Below are 20,360 nucleotides of genomic sequence, written 5' to 3' on the forward strand. Positions count from 1 at the left end.
CGCTTCCAGAAAAAAGCTGCTCCACAGCGGCACTGAAGCTACGCTGAGGTCAAACGCCGCCGCATCGGCGTCGGATTCGATTGCATGCGAGGAGATCCCGTGACCGGCTTTGTCGACCGAGAACGCGCAACAGACCTGATGCAGCGTGCCAATATCGAGGCATTGGTGCTTTGCGAGCCTGAGGCATTCCAATATGCCACCGGCGCCTGGATCGGCCCGGCCGGCCTGTTCCGCCGGGCCGGCGCCGGTTTCGTGGTCATCCCGAGACGAGACGACCTGCCGATCGGCGTAGTGGTTGCCGATTTCCAGGCTGCCCAGCTCCGGGCAGCGGTGGCGGATGCCGTGGTGCGCACGCATCCGATCTGGATCGAATCCGCGTCGCTTGAGCCGGCGACAGCCGGCCGGCCCGTTGCGCAGCGCATCGAGGCCGGCCTGGTTGGCCGCGCCCCCGGTTTTGCACGTCCAGCGACCTTCGAGCTTGCCCGCTCTGTCCGCGAGCTGAAGACGATGCTCGCCGAATTCGGGCTGGAGCGTGCAACGCTCGGCATCGAGCTGGATTTTGTCTCGGCCAGCGATTTGTCCGCGATGCAGGCGATGTTGCCCGGCACGGCCCTGGTCAACGGCTCGCCGATCCTCGACAGGCTGCGGGCAATCAAATCGCAAAGCGAGATCGACCTTCTGCGGCAGGGCATCGTCCTGTCGGAAACCGGCCTGTCGCGACTGCAGCAGCATGCGGCGACCGGCATGCGTCAGTCGGAGCTGGTCGCGCTCTACCGGCAAGGCGTCGCCGAAGCAGCCGCCGGGTCCTCGCTGCAAATCTCGACGGCGGAATACGTCACACTGGGCGCTCGGCCCAAAAGCGCCGATGTGGCAGCCACCGCCGGCGATCCGCTGAAGGCCGACATGGTCTGCAGCGTGAACGGCTATGCCTCCGACATGTCGAGGAATTTCACCTTCGGGCCGCCGTCGCCCGAACAGGCCGAATTGCATGCGATAGCCGAGCGCGCCTTCGCCGATGGGCTTGCCGCGCTTATGCCCGGAAAGCCGTTCGCCGGCGTGCATCGCGCCGCCAGCGAAAGCCTGGCGCGCCAGGGCCTGCGTTCCTATCGCCGCGGCCATTTCGGCCACAGCGTCGGCCATTCCGTGTTTTCCGAGCAATGGCCGTTCATCTCGGCCGACAGCGATGTCGTGATCGAAGCCGGCATGGTGCTGGCATTCGAGATCCCGCTCTACATCGACGGTCTCGCCAGCTTCAATCTCGAAGACCAGTTCCTGATCACCGCGAACGGGCCGCTGCCGATGAACCGCTTGCCGAGGCGCCTGGGGACTATAGGCTGAATCCAGCCGGTGCCCTTACCTGGCGCCGGCCACGCCCCTGCGGAAATCCGACGGCGACATGCCGGCAAGCTTGCGGAACGATTTGTTGAAGGCGCTGAGCGAGCCGAAGCCCGATTCCATGGCGACGCGCAGTACATTGGCATCCTGATGCATCAGCAGCGCCTGCGCGTAGCTGAGGCGCAGCAGATTCACATATTCGTTGAGCGTCATGCCGGTCGATTTCTTGAAGATGCTCATGGCGTATTTGGGATGGATGTCGGCCGCCGCGGCGATGTCGACGCAATCGATCTCGTAGAGGAAATTCTCGGCGATGAAGTCGCACATGCGCCCGACATTGCGCAGCGATTGCTGATCGAAGGGACTGCCTATCTCCTGTTCGACCGGGGTTTCGGGGGCGAGCCGGTAAGGCTCGAAGCGCACCCGCTCCAGCCGCAGCAAAAGCTCGTTGACGGCATGCTCGGCCTTGACCGGGTCGCCGGAGCGGGCATAGCGGTTCCAGCGCTCGAAATTGTGGTCGTCCGACCGGTCGGTGGCGTCGGTTACCAGCGTCGCGCCCGTCATCAGCCTGTTGCGGACGTCGACCGGCAAATGCAGCCGGAAGAAATGCACCAGCGGCAGATGCGCGCCGGCATAGATGGCATCGTCGGAGGCTTCGTCCATCTGGTGCGGCAGGCCGCCCCAGAACAGACACATGTCGCCAGCAGAGAGCGAAAGCTCGTGCCCGTCCATGCGGTAATGCACGGCCCCGCGCACGATGAAATTCACCTCGACCTGGGCGTGCCAATGCGGCTTGAGCATCACCAGGGGCTGGGTGTGAAACATCTGCAGCAGCAGCGGCAGGCCCTCCACGCTGCTGGCGCCAGGCTGGTAAAACGGCCTTTCCGGCATCTTACTTTCCGCTCATTTCTTATTCCCTTTGTCGCGGACAAGGCTTTCCCGAGGCCTAGTCTAGCCACGCTCGCAAACAGAGAGCAACTGAAAATGGGAGGATTTCAATGCGCATAAAATTGACCTGCGCCGCGCTCGCGCTTGCCTTGGGCTCCAGCCCGGCCTTTGCGCAGTCCGGTGAAATCACGATCTGGAGCTGGAATATCGCCGCTTCGTCGCTGAAGGCCACCATAGCGGGCTTCAACAAGCAGTTTCCCGACATCAAGGTCACGGTCGAGGACCTCGGCAACCAGCCGACCTACGACAAGTCGATCGCCGGCTGTGCCGCCGGTGGCGAGGGCCTGCCGGACATCGTGACGATCGAGAACGGCGAAGCGGAAAACTACTGGAGCCAGTTCCCGGATTGCTTCGTCGACCTGCACACGCTCGGCTACACCGCGGAAGACCAGGCAAAATTCCCCGACTTCAAGCGCACCGAGCTCGAGGTGGACGACAAGGCCTATGCGATGCCGTGGGATTCGGGGCCGGTGGCGATGTTCTACCGACGCGACTTCTACGAGAAGGCCGGCGTCGATCCGTCCTCGATCAAGACCTGGGACGATTTCATCGCTGCCGCCAAGAAGATCCAGGCCGCCAATCCCGGCGTCACGATGACCAACGCCGATTTCAACGGCGATTCCGAATTCTTCCGCATGATCTCCAACGAGCAGGGCTGCGCCTACTTCTCCGCCGATGGTCAATCGATCACGGTCAACCAGCCCAAATGCGTCGATGCCATGACCAAGATCAAGGAGATGAAGGACGCCGGCATCATTTCCTCTGCCGACTGGAGCACCAAGATCACCAACAACACCGCCGGCAAGGTCGCCACGCAGATGTATGGCGGCTGGTATGAAGGCACTGTGCGCACCGAATCGCCCGATGGGACAGGCAAATGGGGCGTCTATTTGATGCCGAGCCTGACCGCCGACGGTCCGCGCGCCGCCAATCTCGGCGGCTCCTCGCTCGCCATCACCTCGGTGTCGAAGAACAAGGAAGCCGCCTACGCCTATCTGAAATACACGCTAGGGACGAATGAGGGCCAGATCACCATGCTGAAAGGCTTCGGCCTGGTGCCGTCGCTGATTTCGGCGCTCAACGACCCTTATGTCTCCGAGGGCCTGCCCTATTGGGGTGGCCAAGCCGTGTGGAAGGACATCCTCGGCACCCTGCCCAAGGTCGTCCCCAGCCGCGGTACGCCGTTCCAGAGCGACGCCGAAATCATCATCCGCGCGGTGCAGACCAAATATCTGGCCGGGGGCTATCCCGACGCCAAGGCAGCGCTCGACGATGCCGCAAGCCAGATCGCCGCGGCTACCGGCCTGCCGGTCAAGTCGTGATCTGACACGGAATGATCCCAGAGTCAGTTACCGGGCGCTTGCGCTGCCCCTCACCCTTACCCTCTCCCCGTGAAGAACGGGGAGAGGGGGTCACCAGCGTTGCGGCCCAGCCCCTTCTCCCCGTCACTTACGGGGAGAAGGTGCCGGCAGGCGGATGAGGGGCGGCACCGGCCTTCGAACAAGCCGCCGTTTGCGGCGCCGCATCACCTGGAACATCAACACCGCGCGCCCCAGCAGGCGAAAGCAGAAAGGAGGAGAACGATGCGCTACCAGAACGCCACGGCGTATCGCTTCCTTGCGCCCTATCTGCTGATCTTCTCGATCTTCTGGCTGTGGCCGATCATCGATTCCTTCCTGATCTCGTTCCAGGCGACGCGCACCGTGCCGTGGCGGTTCGCGCCGACCTTCAACTGGGGCCGGCTGATCGGCGATCCGGCCTTCTTCAATGCCTTGAAGAACACATTGCTGATCCTTGTCATCCAGGTGCCGGTGATGATTTCGCTAGCGATTGTGATGGCGGTGCTTTTGAACTCGCCGCTGCTCAAGGCGCGTGGCCTGTTCCGCTTTGCCTTCTTCGCGCCGGTCGTGGTCGGCGAGGTCGCCTATTCGGCGGTTTTCCGGCTGATGTTCAATCTGGACTACGGCATCATCAACAAATTGCTGAACAGCATCGGCCTGCCCAACGTCGACTGGTTTACCAACGTCACCCCGGCGATGGCGGTCATCATGATGGCGGTGACGTGGCGCTGGGCCGGCTACAACGCCATCATCCTGCTCGCCGGCCTGCAGTCCATCCCCGAGAATGTTTACGAGGCGGCGACCCTGGACCGGGTCAGCAAGGTCAAACAGTTCTTCTACATCACGCTGCCGCTGCTCAAGCCGATCATCGTGTTCTGCGCCGTGCTGTCGATCATCGGCACCATGCAGCTGTTCGCCGAGCCCTTCCTAATCACCGAGCGCGGCGGGCCGGGCGGCGGCACCGAAACGCTCGGGCTGCTGCTTTATCGCCAGGGCTTCCGGTCGCTCAATTTCGGCTACGCTTCGGCCATCGCCTACACCATGGCCGGACTGGCGATTGCCATTTCGCTGGTGCAGATATGGCTGACGAGGGAACCGAAATGACCTCGCGCTCCCCAATCGGCCATTCCCGGGTCGGCCGTTCCCAGGCCAGATTGGGCCGCAGCATCGCGCTGCATCTGTTCCTGACGCCGCTGGCGCTGGTCTGGCTGTTTCCGCTGTGGATGATGGTGGTCTTTTCCACGATGCCCGACAACGGCATCTTCAGCCCCGACATCGAGCTTTTGCCGCACGGCAATTTCCTCGACAATGTCAGCAATCTGCAGCGCGGCACCAATTTCATCGGTGCCATCGGCATCTCCGTCTCGGTGGCGGTGACCTACACCTTCCTGTCGGTGATGCTGACCTCGATGGCCGGCTGGGCGCTGGCGCGTTACAACTTCTTCGGCAAGGGCATGGTCGTCGCCATCATCTTCGGCACCATCACGCTGCCCTATGCGGTCGTGCTGATCCCGCAATTCATCATGGTGGCGCGCGACTTCAAGCTCGCCAACACCTGGGTGGCGCTGATCGTGCCGCCGCTGTTCAATTCGCTGGGCGTGCTCTTCATGCGGCAGAGCTTTTCGATGATGCCGCACGAACTGTTCGACGCCGCCAAGGTCGAGGGCGTCAAGGAATGGCGGATATTCCTGTTCGTCGCACTGCCTCTGGCGCGGCCGATGCTGGCAGCGCTCGCCATCATCCTGTTCCTTGCCTCCTGGAACAACTATCTCTGGCCGCTGCTGATCAATTCCAAGCCGGGCGCAATGACCGCGCCCGTGGCGCTCGGCACGCTGATCGGTCTCACCAAGGTGTCCTGGGGCGGCATCATGGCGGGCGCGGTGATGCTGACGGCGCCAATGCTCGTCGTGTTCGTGCTTCTGCAGCGCCATTTCGTCGCCGGCATCGCCGCCGGCGCTATCAAGTAAGGATCAGCATGGCGGCAGTCACACTCAAAAACGTCATCAAGCGCTTCGGCGTCTTCGAGATCGTCCACGGCGCCAATATCGATATCGATGACGGCGAATTCGTCGTCTTCGTCGGCCCTTCCGGCTGCGGCAAGTCCACGCTGCTCCGGATGATCGCCGGGCTCGAGGACATCAGCGACGGCGAGATCGCCATTGGCGGCAAGGTGGTGAACGACGTCGAGGCGGCCGATCGCGGCATCGCCATGGTGTTCCAGTCCTACGCGCTCTATCCGCACATGACGGTTGAGCAGAATCTGAGCTTCGGCCTGAGAATGACCGGCAACCCCAAGGCAGATACCGAGCGGCGGGTGAAGCGGGCTTCCGAAATCCTGCGCATCGCCGAGCTGATGAAGCGGCGGCCGCGGCAATTGTCGGGCGGCCAGCGCCAGCGCGTCGCCATCGGCCGCGCCATCGTGCGCGAGCCGCAAGTGTTCCTGTTCGACGAACCGCTCAGCAATCTCGATGCCGAGCTCCGGGTGCAGATGCGCGTCGAGATATCGCGCCTTCACAAGGAGCTTGGCGTTACCATGGTCTATGTGACGCACGACCAGACCGAGGCGATGACGCTGGCCGACAGGATCGTCGTGCTCAACGCCGGTAATATCGAGCAGATCGGCGCGCCGCTCGATCTCTACGACGACCCCGCCAACCGCTTCGTTGCCGGCTTCGTCGGCTCGCCGAAGATGAATTTTCTGGCGGCGAAAGTGGTCGGAACCGACAACAGCGCGGCGATCGTGGAGCTGGTCAACCATCGCGGCGTGCGACTGCGCAAGCCGCTTTCCGATGCCTTGCCTGCGATAGGCGGCGATGTCGTGGTTGGCGTGCGGCCGGAGCATTTCTTCGACGCCGGCCAGGGCGATTGCGACCTTACCCTCAAGGCCGACGTCGCCGAGCACTTGGGATCGGTGAGCTATGTCTATGCCAATTCCGGGACCGGGGGCGGGCGCGAAGAACTGATCATCGAGCGCGAGGCCTCACGGCATCGCGCCAACGGCGACGACCTGGTGGTGTCGATCAAGGCCGACCGCTCGCTTCTCTTCGACGCCACCGGCGCACGCATTCGCTAACCCATCTTTCTTTTGTCCGATCGCGATTGCTCGCGGCCACCCCACGGAGATTTGACATGACTTCCAAACCAGAAAAAATTCGCTGGGGCATTCTCGGGCCCGGCAACATCGCCAAGGCCTTTGCCGGCGGCGTCGCCCATTCGCGCACCGGCACCTTGGTCGCCTTAGGGGCGCGCAATCCCGGCAAGGCCGGGCTCACCGAGGCTTTCCCCGGCGCCCGCATCCTCGACGGCTACGAGGCTTTGCTTGGCGATCCGGATGTCGACGCGATCTATATTTCGACGCCGCATCCGAGCCATGCCGAATGGGCGATCAAGGCAGCCGAGGCCGGAAAGCATGTGCTTTGCGAAAAGCCGCTTGGCCTGACCGCCTTCGAGGCCGACGCGATGATCCATGCGGCGCGCAAGGCCGGCACCTTTCTCGGCGAAGCCTTCATGTACCGGCTGCATCCGCAGACGGCCAAGCTGGTCGAGCTGATCAGTGCCGGTGCGATCGGCGAGATCAAGATGATCAAATCCAGCTTCGGCTTCGCCATGCCGGGCTTCATGCCGGAGCACCGGCTTTACGCCAAGGATCTTGCCGGCGGCGGCATCCTCGATGTCGGCGGCTATCCCGTGTCGATGGCGCGGCTGATTGCCGGCGCCGCGGCGGGAAAGCCCTTCGCCGAGCCGGACAAAGTGGTGGGTACTGCGCATCTCGGCCAATCCGGTGTCGACGAATGGGCGTCGGCGCTGTTGCATTTTCCGGGCGGCATCGTCGCGGAAGTCTCCTGCAGCATCTCGCTCGCTCAGGACAATGTCTTGCGCATTCTCGGCAGCAAAGGCCGCATCGAGGTGGCGGACTTCTGGTATGCCGGCGGCCAGCAAGGCGGCACCGGCGAAATCCGCATCATCCGTCCGGGTAACACCGAGGTGGTCGAGGTCAAGGAGGACGGCTGGCTTTACGCGTTCGAGGTCGACGCCGCCGGCGAGGCCATTCTCGGCGGGAAGCAGGAGTTCGCCTGGCCCGGCATGGGCTGGGCCGACAGTCTCGGCAATCTGCGCGTGCTCGACAAATGGCGTGCCGCGATCGGGCTCGAATACGACATCGAGAAACCGGCAAAGCGCGTCAACACGATCTCCGGACGGAAGCTGCGCTCCGGCGGGACCGCCATCTCCAAGCGCAGCATTCCGGGCCTGCCGCGGCGGGCCTCGTGCCTGGCGCTCGGCTTCGAGGATTTCCGCACCTTTTCGTCGGGCGCCATCCTGCTCGACGCCTATTTCGAGGCCGGCGGCAATCTGTTCGACACCGCCTTCGTCTACGGTTCCGGCTATACCGAGACCCTGCTTGGCCAATGGCTGAAAAACCGCGGCGTGCGCGAGCAATCCGTGGTCATCGGCAAGGGCGCGCACTCGCCGCTCTGCTATCCCGACGTCATCGGCAAGCAGCTCACCCAGTCGCTCGAGCGGCTGCAGACCGACCATATCGACGTTTATTTCATGCACCGCGACAATCCGGACGTGCCGGTCGACGAATTCGTCGATGCGATGGACCGCGAGGTCAAGGCCGGCCGCATCCGCGGTCCGTTCGGCGGCTCGAACTGGACGATGGAACGCATGGACGAGGCGATTGCCTATGCCGAGCGCACCGGCAAGCAGAAGCCCGGCGCGCTTTCCAACAATTTCTCCTTGGCCGAGATGCTGGAGCCGATCTGGGCAGGCTGTGTCACCTCCTCCAGCGACGCGTGGAAGGCCTGGCTCACCGCCCGGCAGATGCCGAATTTCGCCTGGTCGAGCCAGGGCCGCGGCTTCTTCACCGACCGCGCCGGCCGCGACCGGCGCGACAATGAGGAGTTGGTCCGGGTCTGGTACTCGGACAAGAATTTCGGCCGTCGCGACCGTGCCATCGAGCTCGCCAAGCGGCTGGGCAAAAGCCCGATCCACGTCGCGCTCGCCTACGTCCTGGCGCAGCCCTTCCCGTCCGTCCCGCTGATCGGGCCCCGCTCGCTCGACGAATTGGAAGACAGCCTCCAGGCGCTCGACATCTCACTTTCGCCGGACGATCTTGCATGGCTGGATAGCGGTTCGGATCAGGCCCGCGCGCGGGCCTGACAGCAGGGAGAAAGGTTGCTAGAAGATGCGCTATGCGTGACTCGTGGGTTGGAAACGAGCTGATCAGAGTGCTTCTCGAGAACGACTCAGTGCACTTGGAGTTTGCTGGCGTTACCGTCCAACTCTGGACTTTATTCAAGGTGGCCTACGACGGAGGGCCTGACGTCTGGATAAAACCGGATAACCGTAGCGGCGATTTAAGCTTAATCTGGGCTTTGGTCGGAACGCGACTTGTAGAAGTAGCCTTGGAGGACACGGTTCGGGTCAGATTTGACAACGGCACGGAAATCATGGTCCCACCTGGCAACCGCCGAGGAGCCGTTATAACGGGAGTAGATGGCTACGATCCCTTCTGAATTTTGTACTGGCCCTACCGAATTTTGCGCGGCTTCTGGCACTCTTGGTCGACGAGGAGGATAGATGCTCGACATCTCACCGTCGAAACAGGCGGCCACCTGGCTCGGTTCTTTTGCGCGAGCGCTCGAAGCGGGCGACGTCGAGGCCGCAACCAATCTGTTCGTCGAGGACTGCTACTGGCGCGATCTTTTGACCTTCACCTGGAACATCAAGACGATGGAGGGGGCGGCCGCGATCCGCGACATGCTGGCGGCGACGCTGGCAACCACAAGGCCTGCTCAATGGCAGCTCAGCGGCGAAGCGACTTCGGACGAAGGCACCATCGAAGCCTGGTTTTCTTTCGAGACGTCATCGGCGTGGGGCCAAGGCATCATGCGCCTCAGGGACGGCAAGTGCCGGACGCTGTTCACGGCGATGAGCGATCTCAAGGGGTTTGAAGAGCGCAAAGGCCCGGCGCGGCCGCTGGGCGTCCGCCACAAGGCCGATCCGGAACGCGAAACCTGGCTGGAGGCAAGGCGCCGCGAGGCGCGTGACCTCGGCGCTAGCCGGCAGCCCTATTGCCTGGTCATCGGCGGCGGCCAGGGCGGCATCATGCTGGGGGCGCGGCTCAGGCAATTGGGCGTGCCGGCCATCGTCATCGAGAAGAACGCCCAGGCCGGCGATTCCTGGCGCAAGCGCTATCGCTCGCTCGTGCTGCACGACCCGGTCTGGTACGACCATCTGCCCTACATCCCGTTTCCCGAGAACTGGCCGGTGTTCACGCCCAAGGACAAGATGGGCGACTGGCTGGAGATGTATACGCGCGTCATGGAGCTCAATTACTGGACCTCCACGACATGCGTCAGTGCCTCCTATGACGAGACCGAAAAGGTCTGGACGGTCGAGCTCGACCGCGCCGGCGAGCGCATCACGCTGAAGCCGAAGCACATCGTCTTCGCGACCGGTGCTTATGGCCCGCCCAAGCGCATCGACCTGCCGGGCGCCGAGGTCTTCAACGGCGAAATCCTGCATTCCAGCCAGTATTCCAGCGGCGAGAAATTCCGCGGCAAAAAGGTCGCCGTCATCGGCGCGGCAAGTTCCGGCCATGACGTCGGCGTCGATCTCTGGGAGAGCGGCGCCGAGGTGACGATGGTCCAGCGGTCGCCGACGACGGTGGTCAAGTCGGACACGCTGATGGAGATCGGTTTCGAGATATTTTCGGAAAAGGCGCTGGCCCGCGGCATCACCACTGAGAAGGCCGACATGATCGTCGCCTCGACGCCGTTCGCGCTGCTGCCGCAAGGCCAGCGGGCGCTTTACGACGTCATCAAGGCGCGCGACGCGGCTTTCTACGACCGCTTGCGCGGCACCGGCTTCGCCATCGATTTCGGCGACGACGAGACTGGGCTCCTGATGAAGGCCTACCGCACCGGCTCGGGCTTCTACATCGACGTCGGCGCCTGCGATCTGATCATCGACGGCGAGATCGGCATCCGTAGCGGCGTCGGGATCAAGTCGCTGACGCCGACAGGCATCCTCTTCGACGACGGCACGGAACTGGCGGCCGACGCGATCATCGCCTGCACCGGCTATCTCTCGATGAACGAGACAGTGGCGGCGATCGTTTCGCGCGAAGTCGCCGACAAGGTCGGGCCGTGCTGGGGGATTGGCTCGGGCGTGAAAGGCGACCCGGGTCCGTGGCAAGGCGAGTTGCGCAACATGTGGAAGCCGACAGCGCAGGAAGCGCTGTGGTTCCACGGCGGCAATCTTGCGCTGTCGCGCTTCTATTCAAAATTCGTGGCGCTGCAGATCAAGGCGCGCATGGAAGGCATTCCGACGCCAGTCTATGGAGCGCCGGTGCGATAGGGCTGCCTTTCCCTTCTCCCCTTGTGGGAGAAGGTGGATCGGCGCGTAGCGCCGAGACGGATGAGGGGTGTTGGACGGATCGCCGTGGGTGCCAAGCTGGAGCACCCCTCATCCGTCGCCTTCGGCGACACCTTCTCCCACAAGGGGAGAAGGGGAGCCACATCGCCGTCAATAGTGGCTATGTCCGAAATGCCGGCTCGCCACCTCGACATGCGTGTCGTGCGCATGCGCTTCGAAGCGTTCGGTCTCGCCGAGATCGTCCACCGCCTCGTTCGGCCACCAGGTGCCGCCGACCACGATGCCGGCCGAGACCAGCCTTTGCTCGGCGACCAGCGAGGCGCCGACCGAATCGACAAAGGTGAAGTGGCCTGGACGCAGACGCAGCACCGCGACGTCACCGACCACGCCAATCGCCAGCCTGCCGAGATCTGGCCTGGCGATCGCTTCCGCTGGCCGCTGCGTTGCGGCGCGCAGCACCTCGACCAGTGGCATGCCGAGCGCCAGCAGTTTCGACATGCAGACCAGGATGTCGAAGGCCGGCCCGTCGACGCAGTAGAGATGCACGTCGCTGCTGATCACGTCCGGCGCCAGACCCTCGCTGAGCATCGCTTTGGCCACCTCGAAATCGAACGAGCCCATGCCGTGGCCGATGTCGAAGATGACGCCGCGCTCGCGCGCCAGCCGCATATCCGGCCGCACCGCCCCCGAGGCGAAGACCGGCGCGTTGGGAAACGGCCGGAAGCAGTGGGTGAGGATGTCGCCCTTGCGCAGCCGCGGCAGCACTTCCGAGCGGCCGGGCGGCGGCTCGTCTATATGCGCCATCAGCGGCAGGCCGGCCTTGTCGGCGGCTTCGAGCGCGAGATCGACCGGCGCGATGCCGCTGGTGCCACCGGCATGGCGACCCGAACGGACCTTGACACCGACAACCACGTCCGCGTGCTCGCGCGCCGCCGCCACCGTTTCGCGCGGTTCGCAGAGCCGGAGGTCGCTGCACTCGCCGACCGCCACGGTCTGCGAGAAGCCGAATATGCCGGCAAAGGAAATGTTGACGTAGGCCAGGATGCGGACTTTCGAGCGCTCTATGACGTGGCGGCGAAAGCCGAGGAAATTGCCGGCGCCGGCACTTCCGGCATCGATGAAGGTGGTCGTGCCGCTCTTTGCGGCGAGCCGGTCGGCATCGACGCCGAGCGAGGTGCCGCCCCAATAGACATGGCTGTGCAGGTCGATCAGGCCCGGCGCGACGATGGAGCCCGTGGCGTCGATGACGCGGGCGGCACGCTCGAAGGGGATTTCGGCGTCGATAGCCGCGATACGGCCGTCCACAATCGCCAGATCGCGTTGTGCGTCGAGGCCGGACGCCGGATCGATGAGGCGGCCGCCTTTTATCAGGAGATCGAATTGCATTGCGCCTGTCTCCGCTTTTCCGTCAGGCCGGCCTGTAGGCGACGGCTTCGACCTCGATCTTGATGTCGATCATGAGCCGAGACTCCACCGTCGTGCGTGCCGGCGGGTCTTTCGGGAAATGCCGGGCATAGACGGTGTTGAAGATGCCGAAATCGCGCGCGTCCTCGAGCCAGACCGTGGTCTTGACCACGTCGTCCAGCGTGCAGCCGGCCAGCGCCAGTGCCGCCTTGATGTTCGACAGCACCTGTTCGGTCTGCTCGGCGATGCCGCCCTTGACCACCAGCCCGTCGCTGCCGACCGGCACCTGGCCGGAGACATAGACGAAATCGCCGGCCCTGACCGCCGGCGACAACGGCACATGGGATTTTCCGAAACACTGCTTGGGCAAGGAGGCCTCCTCTGGAAATCTTGCGTGACCGCCCTTATGCCTGCCACCGCGGTTCTCATCCAACATTTTGGAAGCTATATCGCTTTGCTGCGGGAGCGCCAGCTTGGTCACCACGCTCGGTGACCCTTCGCGCCCCCCTCTGTCCTGCCCTCTTTCCCACTACTTGGCATCTCCCCCACTAGGAGGGAGATTGGCCGTCATCACTGATTTCGCCAACCACCGACCTTGCAAAAGGTGCGCTGCCAGCGAAGCTGCCGATCTCCCCCCAAGTGGGGGGAGATGCCCGGCAGGGCACAGGGGGGCGCTGTCCCGCCAGCGTCTTGACCCGCGACGCCAGCCCGCTCAGCGATCGATTCGCGTCGACAGGATGATCGACGACGACGTCCGCTCGACCCCGTCCATGGCGCCGATCTGGTCGAGAAGCGTGTCGAGATCCCTGATCGACGGCGCCTCGACGATGACGATCATGTCGAAATTGCCGCTCACCGAATGCAGCGTCCGCACCGGCGGCAGCGACTGCAGGCTGCGCACCACCTTGTCGGCAAGCTTGGGCGTGACGGTGAGCAGGACATGCGCTCGCACCAGTCCCTGTTCGTAATCCGGCGAAAGCCTGACGCCGTAGCCGGTGATGATGCCTCGCTGCTCCAGCCGCTCGATCCGGCTCTGCACCGTCGTCCGTGAGACGCCCAGCCGCCGCGCCAGTTCGGCGGTCGAGGCGCGTGCATTGATGCGCAGCAGGGAAAGCAGCGCCTGGTCGGCATCACTAAGCATTTCGACGAACCTTGCCGGCGTATTGATCAAACAGAGACTGCGTTTTGCACAATCCCACGCTTCCTTTCGACAGGCAAGCTGCGATTCTACCGTCTATTTAACATTAGTGCGAGGGACCGGTCATGAAGGAAATCATCGTCGTCGGCGCCGGCAAGATCGGCTCGACCATAGCCGAGATGCTGGCATCCACGGGCGACTACCATGTCACCCTGGTCGACCGCTCGGCTGCGCAGCTCGGCGCGGCCGAACTGCCGGCCGGCGTAGAGACGCTGGAACTCGATATCGAGGCCGTCGGCACCCTCGAAGCCGCCCTGGCCGGCAAGTTCGCGGTGCTCAGCGCTGCGCCCTTCCATCTGACCACGCGCATCGCCGAAGCGGCGGCCAGCGCCGGCGTGCACTATCTCGATCTGACAGAGGACGTCGGTAGCACCAGGCGCGTCAAGGAATTGGCGCGCTCCGGCAACAGCGCCTTCATCCCGCAATGCGGGCTGGCGCCGGGCTTCATCTCGATCGTTGCCAACGATCTCGCCAGCCGCTTCGACACGCTGGAAAGCGTGCGCATGCGGGTTGGCGCGCTGCCGCAATACCCGTCGAATGCGCTGAACTACAATCTGACCTGGAGCACCGACGGCGTCATCAACGAATATTGCGAGCCTTGTGAGGCGATCGTCGAAGGCGAGCTGGTCGAAGTGCCGCCGCTGGAGGAGCGTGAAGAATTCTCGCTCGACGGCGTCACCTACGAGGCATTCAACACCTCGGGCGGGCTGGGCACGCTGGCCGAAACGCTGAAAGGCAAGGTGCGGACGCTGAACTACCGCACCATCCGCTACCCCGGCCACGCCGCGATCATGAAGGCGCTGCTGAACGACCTCGGCCTGCGCCACCGCCGCGACGTGCTGAAGGACATTTTCGAAAGCGCCCTGCCGGCGACGCTGCAGGACGTCGTCATCGTCTTCGTCACCGTCAGCGGCCGCAAGAACGGCCGCCTGCTGCAAGAGACCTACGCCAACAAGATCTACGCCAGGCGTGTCGGCGAAATGGTGCGCAGCGCCATCCAGATCACCACTGCCTCCGCCATCTGCGCCGTGCTCGACATGCTGGCCGATGGCACCTTGCCGGCAAAGGGCTTCATCAAGCAGGAGGACATCGCGCTCGACGCCTTCCTGGCCAACCGCTTCGGCCGCGCCTACGCGCAGCACGAGATGGTTAGCCGACTGGCGGGTTGAGCTGCGTAATCTCCCCCCCTTGAGGGGGGAGATGTCGGCGAAGGCGGCAGAGGGGGTCGCCTCGCGTAGAGCGCTAACCTCCGACTGTCGTAAGGGAGGTCGAATCCAGTCGAACCGACCCCCTCTGGCCTGCCGGCCATCTCGCCCTCAAGAGGGGAGATCACCCTGCCCTCAAATATGCACCGCCCGCCCGAGCGCCTTCAGCGCCGCTTCCTGAAAACCCTCCCCTTGCGTCGGGTGGGCGTGGATGGTGCCGGCAATGTCCTCCAGACGCGCGCCCATTTCCAGGGCCAGGCCGAAGGCCGTCGACAGTTCCGACACGCCTTGGCCGACCGCCTGGATGCCGAGCACCAGATGGTTGTCGGCGCGGGCAACGACCCGGACAAAGCCCTCCTCACCCATCTTCGTCATCGCCCGGCCATTGGCGGCGAAGGGGAACAATCCGACCTTGATTTCGCCGCCGAGCCCCTTTGCCTCCTCCGGCGACAGGCCTGCGGTGATCAGCTCCGGATCGGTGAAGCAGATAGCGGGAATGCAGCGTTTGTCCCAGCTGCACTTGTGGCCGGCGACGATCTCGGCGACCATTTCGCCTTGCGCCATCGCCCGGTGCGCCAGCATCGGCTCGCCGGTGACGTCGCCAACGGCAAAGATGCCGCGCATCGAGGTGCGGCACTGGTCGTCGATGCGGATGAATTTTCCCGCCATGTCGAGATCGATCTGCTCCAGCCCCCAGTCTTCGACCACCGGCTTGCGCCCGACGGTGACCAGAATCCTGTCGGCAACGATCTTGGCATTCTTGCCGTCCTTCGTCTCGACCAGCAGCGCATCGCCCTTGGTCGACAACCCCTTGGCCTTGGCGCCCACAAGCACCTCGATACCGAGCTCGGCGAGCCGCTTCACGACCGGCCGGGTCAGTTCGGCATCATATTGCGCCAGTACGCGCGGCAAAGCCTCGACCACGGTCACCCTGGCGCCCATCTTGGCGAAGGCGATGCCGAGCTCCAGCCCGATGTAGCCGCCACCGACGACGGCAAGCCTTTCCGGCACTTCGCTCACCGCCAGCGCTTCGGTGGACGATATCACCAGCCCACCGAAGGGCAGCGACGGCAATTCGATCGACGCCGAGCCCGTGGCGATCACCACCGTCTCGGCGCGGACCACCTGCATCCCGGTTTCGGTCTGGACCTCGACGGTCTTGCCGTCACGGAATTTCGCCCAGCCGTGCACGGTCTTGACCCCGGCCTTCTTCAACAGGCCGGCAACGCCGCTGTTAAGCCGGCTAACGATGCCGTCCTTCCAGGCGATGGTCGTTTCGATATCAATCGATGGTGTTGCGATTGAAATGCCGAGCGGGCTCTTGCCGCCGGCCAAGTGCGACGCCTTTTCGAACTCTTCGGCCGCATGGATCAGCGCCTTGGACGGGATGCAGCCGACATTGAGACAGGTGCCGCCCGGTTGACCGAACTCGACGATAACCGTGTCGATGCCAAGCTGCCCGGCGCGGATGGCGCAGACATAGCCGCCGGGACCGGCGCCGATGACGAGCAGCTTGCAGGAGATTTCCTTCATGTCGTGCCCCATGCAGCGGCTCGGAAAAAGGCGCTCTGTGGCGATCCTTCGCGCCCCCCTCTGTCCTGCCGGACATCTCCCCCACAAGGGAGATTGGATCTCGCCTCCGCCTTCGCCAATCGCCGCCGTCGCAGGAGCGGTCGGAGCGCGGAAACTGCCAATCTCCCCCCTTGTGGGGGAGATGCCTGGCAAGGCAGAGGGGGGCGCTGTCCCTCCAGCCTCCCGATCGTTCCGCACCGCCGCAACATTCTATTCATCTCCTCAATCCACAAAAATCAGCGCTGGCGTTTCCAGCAGCGCCTTTATCCGCTGGATGAACACCGCAGCGTCCCAGCCGTCGATGACGCGGTGGTCGAAGCTGGAGGACAGGTTCATCATCTTGCGCGGGATGAACTGGGTGCCGTCCCACACCGGCCGCATCATCATCTTGTTGACGCCGAGGATCGCCACTTCCGGATGATTGATCACCGGCGTCGTCGCCACACCGCCCATGGCCCCGAGCGAAGTGATGGTGATGGTCGATCCAGAGAGCTCGTCGCGCGTCGCCGTGCCGGATTTTGCCGCCTCAGCCAGCCTGACAACCTCGGCTGCGCAATCCCAGATGTCGCGCGCCTCGGCGTGCTTGACCACCGGCACCACCAGCCCCGACGGGGTCTGCGCGGCGATGCCGATATGGACCCCGCCATGCTGGTGGATTATGCCCGCCTCGTCGTCGAACAGCGCGTTGAGGTTTGGCTGGTCGGCGATCGCCTTGACCATCGCCCGCATCAGAAACGGCAGCAGCGTCAGCTTCGGCCTGTCCGCGCCCGGCCGCTTCTCCTTGTTGAGCGCGGCGCGCAAATCCTCGAGCGCGGTGACGTCGATCTCTTCGACATAGGTGATGTGCGGGATGCGCGATTTGGCCAGCGTCATCTTCTCGGCGATCTTTCGCCTGAGCCCGACTATTTTGATATCCTCGACCGCCTCGTTGCGGACAAGCCCGGAAATCTTGGCGGGCCCGGGTCCGCGCGCCAGGAAAGCTTCGATGTCCTCATGCTGGATACGGCCGGCCGGGCCACTCCCCACAATTTGCCGCAGGTCGATGCCGGCCTCTTTCGCCCTGAGGCGGACGGCCGGCGAGGCCAACGGCTTCTCGCCCTCCGGACGCCGCGCGCCGGAGATCGGCGCAGTACCCCCGCCGGAGGGGAATTCCGTTGCCGGCTCACTTTCGCGCACAGAAGCGCTTCCTGACGGAGGTGGGACTGGTTTGGCGTCGGCCTTGGGAGCCGAAGCTCGTCCCCCTCCCCCTTGTGGGGGTCCGAAGGACGGGCGAGACCCGTGGCTCGCCCCGGCAAGGTTAAGGGTGGGGGTACGCTTGGCGCCCGCCTCAACGTCCCGTGGCGGCTTGACGTTACCCTCGCCGGCCACCTTCAGGCGCACGATGGGCGAGCCGATCGCCACCGTGTCGCCGATCTCCGCACCCAGCCAGAGGATCTCACCATCGACGGGCGAGGGAATCTCGACCGTCGCCTTGTCGGTCATCACAGCGGCCAGCACGGCGTCCTCGCGCACGAGATCGCCGACCTTGACCTGCCATTCGACCAGCTCGGCCTCGGCGACGCCTTCACCGACATCGGGTAGCTTGATGACATATTCGCCCATCGTCTTCCCCCTCAGGCTTCCATCGTTTCGACGAGCGCGCGGCCTAGCCGCGCAGGACCGGGAAAATAGTCCCACTCCTGCGCATGTGGATAGGGCGTGTCCCAGCCGGTGACCCGCGCCACCGGCGCCTCCAGATGGTGGAAGCAGTTCTCCTGAACCAGCGCCGAAAGTTCGGCGCCGAACCCCGATGTCAGCGTCGCCTCGTGCACGACCACGCAGCGCCCGGTCTTGTTGACCGAGGCGACGATCGTCTCGAGGTCGAGCGGCAGCAGCGTTCTCAGATCGATGATCTCGGCATCGATGCCGGTCTCCTCGGCCGCCGCCTGGGCGACATAGACCATCGTGCCGTAGGCAAGTACGGTGACCTCAGCGCCCTGTCTGCGGATCACCGCCTTGCCTAGCGGCACCGTGTAATGGCCGTCGGCGACTTCGCCAAGCTCGTGTTTCGACCATGGTGTTACCGGCCGCTCGTGATGACCGTCGAAGGGTCCGTTATAAAGCCGCTTCGGTTCCAGGAAGATCACTGGGTCGGGATCCTCTATCGCGGCGATCAGCAAGCCCTTGGCGTCATGCGGGTTCGAGGGCACCACGACTTTCAGCCCGGAGACGTGGGTGAACAGCGCCTCCGGGCTCTGGCTGTGGGTCTGGCCACCAAAAATGCCGCCGCCGGTGGGCATCCTGACCACGATCGGGCAGGTGAAGTCGCCGTTCGATCGATAGCGCAGCCGCGCCGCTTCCGAGACGATCTGGTCATAGGCCGGATAAACATAGTCGGCAAACTGCACCTCGACGCAAGGCTTCAGCCCGTAGGCGGCCATGCCGATGGCCGCGCCGACAATGCCGGATTCGCTGATCGGCGCATCGAAGCAGCGGCTCTTGCCGTATTTCGCCTGCAGGCCTTGCGTACAGCGGAAGACGCCGCCGAAGAAGCCGACATCTTCGCCGAAGACGATGACACGCTCGTCGCGCGCCATCGACACGTCCATGGCGTCGCGGATTGCCTCGATCATGGTCCGTCGCGGCATGGTTAGACTCCCGCCTGCTGGCGCTGGCGCCTGAGGTGCGGCGGCATCTCGGCATAGACGCCCTCGAACATATCGCGCGCCGAGGGCTTGCCGCCGGCATGCAGCGTGCCGTGGCGCTCGGCCTCCCGCTGCGCCGAAATCACCGTGTCGAGGATTTCCGCCTCGGCCTGGGCGTGGCGTTCGTCCGACCAGACGCCGCGCTGGATGAGGTGGTTCTTCAGCCTGACGATCGGGTCGCCGAGCGGCCACGCGTCGGACTCGGCCTTCGGCCGGTAGGCCGACGGGTCATCGGAGCTGGAATGGGCGCCGACGCGGTAAGTGACATATTCGACCAGCGTCGGCCCGAGATTGTTGCGCGCCCGCTCCGCCGCCCATTTGGCCACCGCATGGACGGCGAGATAGTCGTTGCCGTCGACGCGCAGCGACGGGATGCCGAAGCCCAGTCCGCGGGCAGCAAAAGTGCCGGAGCCGCCCCGGGCGATCCCCTGGAAGGTCGAAATCGCCCACTGGTTGTTGACGACGTTGAGCACGACCGGCGCCTTGTAGGTCGAGGCGAACACCAGCGCCGAATGGAAGTCGGACTCGGCGGTCGAGCCGTCGCCGATCCAGGCGGCGGCGATCTTCTGGTCATTGCTGATCGCCGAAGCCATCGCCCAGCCGACCGCCTGGATGTACTGCGTCGCCAGATTGCCGGAGATCGAGAAGAAGCCGTGCTCTTTCGACGAATACATGATCGGCAGCTGCCGGCCCTTCAGCGGATCGGCCTCGTTCGAATAGATCTGGTTCATCATCGTGACCATCGGATAGCCGTCGGCGATGAGCAGGCCGGCCTGCCGATAGGTCGGAAAATTCATGTCGCCCGGCGCCAGCGCCTTGCGGAAGGCGCAGCTCACCGCCTCTTCGCCGAGATGCTGCATGTAGAAGGAGGTCTTGCCCTGGCGCTGCGCCATCTGCATGCGCGCATCGAAGCTGCGCAGCGTCACCATATGGCGCAACCCTTCCAGCAGTTCCTCGTCGGAAAGCAGGCCGGCCCACGGCCCGACCGCCTCGCCGGCGCGGTTGAGCACACGAATGATCGAGAACGCCAGATCGCGGATGGTGCGCGGATCGACGTCGATCTCGGGGCGCGGCACCGAGCCGGCCTTGGGGATGGTCACGTCTGAAAAATCCGGCGTGCCGCCCGGCCGCACCTCCGGCTCCGGAACATGGAAGCGCAACATTCCGGCATCGGCCATGATCTCGGTCCTCCACTGTTGCCCGGCGCGATATTTGCACACCGCCGGACCAGTGCCAATTCGTCGGGCAGGGCTTCGGTCTTCGGCTCCCGCCGATGCAGCCTGCCGCGCAC

Annotated in this window: 16 protein-coding genes; 8 read left to right on the top strand and 8 right to left on the bottom strand. The window is 64.2% G+C overall.

Annotated features, from left to right (window positions below; all coding sequences use genetic code 11):
• The first annotated feature begins 99 nt into the window (after positions 1–99).
• Positions 100–1,338 (top strand): M24 family metallopeptidase, encoded by a 1,239-nt coding sequence (locus tag NKH29_RS09745; protein ID WP_023720575.1) that lies wholly within the window; start codon positions 100–102, stop codon positions 1,336–1,338.
• Between the two features lie 15 nt (positions 1,339–1,353).
• Here NKH29_RS09745 and NKH29_RS09750 read toward each other — a convergent pair whose 3' ends face one another.
• On the bottom strand, positions 1,354–2,226 hold the full coding sequence (locus NKH29_RS09750; protein ID WP_023720574.1) for a helix-turn-helix domain-containing protein: 873 nt from the start codon (positions 2,224–2,226) through the stop codon (positions 1,354–1,356).
• Between the two features lie 107 nt (positions 2,227–2,333).
• On the opposite strand from NKH29_RS09750, the gene NKH29_RS09755 reads away from it, so the two are divergent.
• The 6 genes from NKH29_RS09755 to NKH29_RS09780 all read left to right on the top strand — a co-directional run bounded on the left by NKH29_RS09755 (position 2,334) and on the right by NKH29_RS09780 (position 10,988).
• Positions 2,334–3,605, top strand: a complete 1,272-nt coding sequence (locus tag NKH29_RS09755; RefSeq protein WP_352496003.1) for an extracellular solute-binding protein — start codon at positions 2,334–2,336, stop codon at positions 3,603–3,605.
• A 261-nt stretch (positions 3,606–3,866) separates the two neighbouring features.
• Positions 3,867–4,727: a carbohydrate ABC transporter permease gene (locus NKH29_RS09760; protein ID WP_352999482.1), complete on the top strand. Its 861-nt coding sequence runs from the start codon at positions 3,867–3,869 to the stop codon at positions 4,725–4,727.
• Positions 4,724–5,590: a carbohydrate ABC transporter permease gene (locus NKH29_RS09765; protein ID WP_352587971.1), complete on the top strand. Its 867-nt coding sequence runs from the start codon at positions 4,724–4,726 to the stop codon at positions 5,588–5,590. Before NKH29_RS09760 ends, NKH29_RS09765 begins: the two co-directional genes overlap by 4 nt.
• Positions 5,591–5,598: 8 nt before the next feature.
• Entirely contained in the window at positions 5,599–6,696 is a 1,098-nt protein-coding gene (locus NKH29_RS09770) for an ABC transporter ATP-binding protein (protein WP_023720570.1), read from the top strand.
• Positions 6,697–6,752: 56 nt separating this feature from the next.
• Positions 6,753–8,786 carry an aldo/keto reductase gene (locus NKH29_RS09775; RefSeq protein WP_023720569.1) on the top strand — a complete coding sequence of 678 codons (2,034 nt, stop codon included), beginning with the start codon at positions 6,753–6,755 and terminating at the stop codon, positions 8,784–8,786.
• 420 nt (positions 8,787–9,206) lie between these two features.
• Positions 9,207–10,988, top strand: a complete 1,782-nt coding sequence (locus NKH29_RS09780) for an NAD(P)-binding domain-containing protein (RefSeq protein ID WP_352999484.1) — start codon at positions 9,207–9,209, stop codon at positions 10,986–10,988.
• Positions 10,989–11,156: 168 nt separating this feature from the next.
• Here the strand turns inward: NKH29_RS09780 and NKH29_RS09785 are convergent, their stop codons facing one another.
• From NKH29_RS09785 to NKH29_RS09795, 3 genes are all read right to left on the bottom strand, one after another.
• Positions 11,157–12,392, bottom strand: coding sequence for an amidohydrolase/deacetylase family metallohydrolase (locus NKH29_RS09785; RefSeq protein WP_023718737.1), 1,236 nt, complete (start codon positions 12,390–12,392; stop codon positions 11,157–11,159).
• A 22-nt stretch (positions 12,393–12,414) separates the two neighbouring features.
• A complete protein-coding gene (locus NKH29_RS09790) occupies positions 12,415–12,780 on the bottom strand; it encodes a RidA family protein (RefSeq protein WP_023718738.1) in 366 nt (121 codons plus the stop codon).
• 342 nt (positions 12,781–13,122) lie between these two features.
• Positions 13,123–13,551, bottom strand: coding sequence for an Lrp/AsnC family transcriptional regulator (locus tag NKH29_RS09795; protein WP_023718739.1), 429 nt, complete (start codon positions 13,549–13,551; stop codon positions 13,123–13,125).
• Positions 13,552–13,673: 122 nt separating this feature from the next.
• Here NKH29_RS09795 and NKH29_RS09800 point away from each other — a divergent pair, with 122 nt between their 5' ends.
• Positions 13,674–14,777: a saccharopine dehydrogenase family protein gene (locus tag NKH29_RS09800; protein WP_352999487.1), complete on the top strand. Its 1,104-nt coding sequence runs from the start codon at positions 13,674–13,676 to the stop codon at positions 14,775–14,777.
• A gap of 171 nt (positions 14,778–14,948) precedes the next feature.
• Here NKH29_RS09800 and lpdA read toward each other — a convergent pair whose 3' ends face one another.
• From lpdA to NKH29_RS09820, 4 genes are all read right to left on the bottom strand, one after another.
• Positions 14,949–16,346 (bottom strand): dihydrolipoyl dehydrogenase, encoded by a 1,398-nt coding sequence (gene lpdA / locus NKH29_RS09805; RefSeq protein ID WP_352999546.1) that lies wholly within the window; start codon positions 16,344–16,346, stop codon positions 14,949–14,951.
• 261 nt (positions 16,347–16,607) lie between these two features.
• A complete protein-coding gene (locus NKH29_RS09810) occupies positions 16,608–17,987 on the bottom strand; it encodes a dihydrolipoamide acetyltransferase family protein (protein WP_352965800.1) in 1,380 nt (459 codons plus the stop codon).
• An 11-nt stretch (positions 17,988–17,998) separates the two neighbouring features.
• Positions 17,999–19,012, bottom strand: a complete 1,014-nt coding sequence (locus NKH29_RS09815) for an alpha-ketoacid dehydrogenase subunit beta (RefSeq protein ID WP_352999489.1) — start codon at positions 19,010–19,012, stop codon at positions 17,999–18,001.
• Between the two features lie 2 nt (positions 19,013–19,014).
• Positions 19,015–20,247, bottom strand: coding sequence for a 3-methyl-2-oxobutanoate dehydrogenase (2-methylpropanoyl-transferring) subunit alpha (locus tag NKH29_RS09820; RefSeq protein ID WP_023718744.1), 1,233 nt, complete (start codon positions 20,245–20,247; stop codon positions 19,015–19,017).
• Positions 20,248–20,360: the final 113 nt, after the last annotated feature.

The sequence above is a fragment of the Mesorhizobium sp. M1295 genome (genome assembly GCF_040318135.1).
In the GTDB taxonomy this organism is placed as follows: domain Bacteria; phylum Pseudomonadota; class Alphaproteobacteria; order Rhizobiales; family Rhizobiaceae; genus Mesorhizobium.

Excerpts from the sequence above, each read along its gene's own strand:
- NKH29_RS09760 (WP_352999482.1), top strand. The coding sequence starts at position 3,867 with ATGCGCTACCAGAACGCCACGGCGTATCGCTTCCTTGCGCCCTATCTG.
- lpdA (WP_352999546.1), bottom strand. The coding sequence starts at position 16,346 with ATGAAGGAAATCTCCTGCAAGCTGCTCGTCATCGGCGCCGGTCCCGGC.
- NKH29_RS09770 (WP_023720570.1), top strand. The coding sequence starts at position 5,599 with ATGGCGGCAGTCACACTCAAAAACGTCATCAAGCGCTTCGGCGTCTTC.
- NKH29_RS09775 (WP_023720569.1), top strand. The coding sequence starts at position 6,753 with ATGACTTCCAAACCAGAAAAAATTCGCTGGGGCATTCTCGGGCCCGGC.
- NKH29_RS09815 (WP_352999489.1), bottom strand. The coding sequence starts at position 19,012 with ATGCCGCGACGGACCATGATCGAGGCAATCCGCGACGCCATGGACGTG.
- NKH29_RS09765 (WP_352587971.1), top strand. The coding sequence starts at position 4,724 with ATGACCTCGCGCTCCCCAATCGGCCATTCCCGGGTCGGCCGTTCCCAG.
- NKH29_RS09795 (WP_023718739.1), bottom strand. The coding sequence starts at position 13,551 with ATGCTTAGTGATGCCGACCAGGCGCTGCTTTCCCTGCTGCGCATCAAT.
- NKH29_RS09750 (WP_023720574.1), bottom strand. The coding sequence starts at position 2,226 with ATGCCGGAAAGGCCGTTTTACCAGCCTGGCGCCAGCAGCGTGGAGGGC.
- NKH29_RS09810 (WP_352965800.1), bottom strand. The coding sequence starts at position 17,987 with ATGGGCGAATATGTCATCAAGCTACCCGATGTCGGTGAAGGCGTCGCC.
- NKH29_RS09755 (WP_352496003.1), top strand. The coding sequence starts at position 2,334 with ATGCGCATAAAATTGACCTGCGCCGCGCTCGCGCTTGCCTTGGGCTCC.
- NKH29_RS09820 (WP_023718744.1), bottom strand. The coding sequence starts at position 20,247 with ATGGCCGATGCCGGAATGTTGCGCTTCCATGTTCCGGAGCCGGAGGTG.
- NKH29_RS09800 (WP_352999487.1), top strand. The coding sequence starts at position 13,674 with ATGAAGGAAATCATCGTCGTCGGCGCCGGCAAGATCGGCTCGACCATA.
- NKH29_RS09785 (WP_023718737.1), bottom strand. The coding sequence starts at position 12,392 with ATGCAATTCGATCTCCTGATAAAAGGCGGCCGCCTCATCGATCCGGCG.
- NKH29_RS09780 (WP_352999484.1), top strand. The coding sequence starts at position 9,207 with ATGCTCGACATCTCACCGTCGAAACAGGCGGCCACCTGGCTCGGTTCT.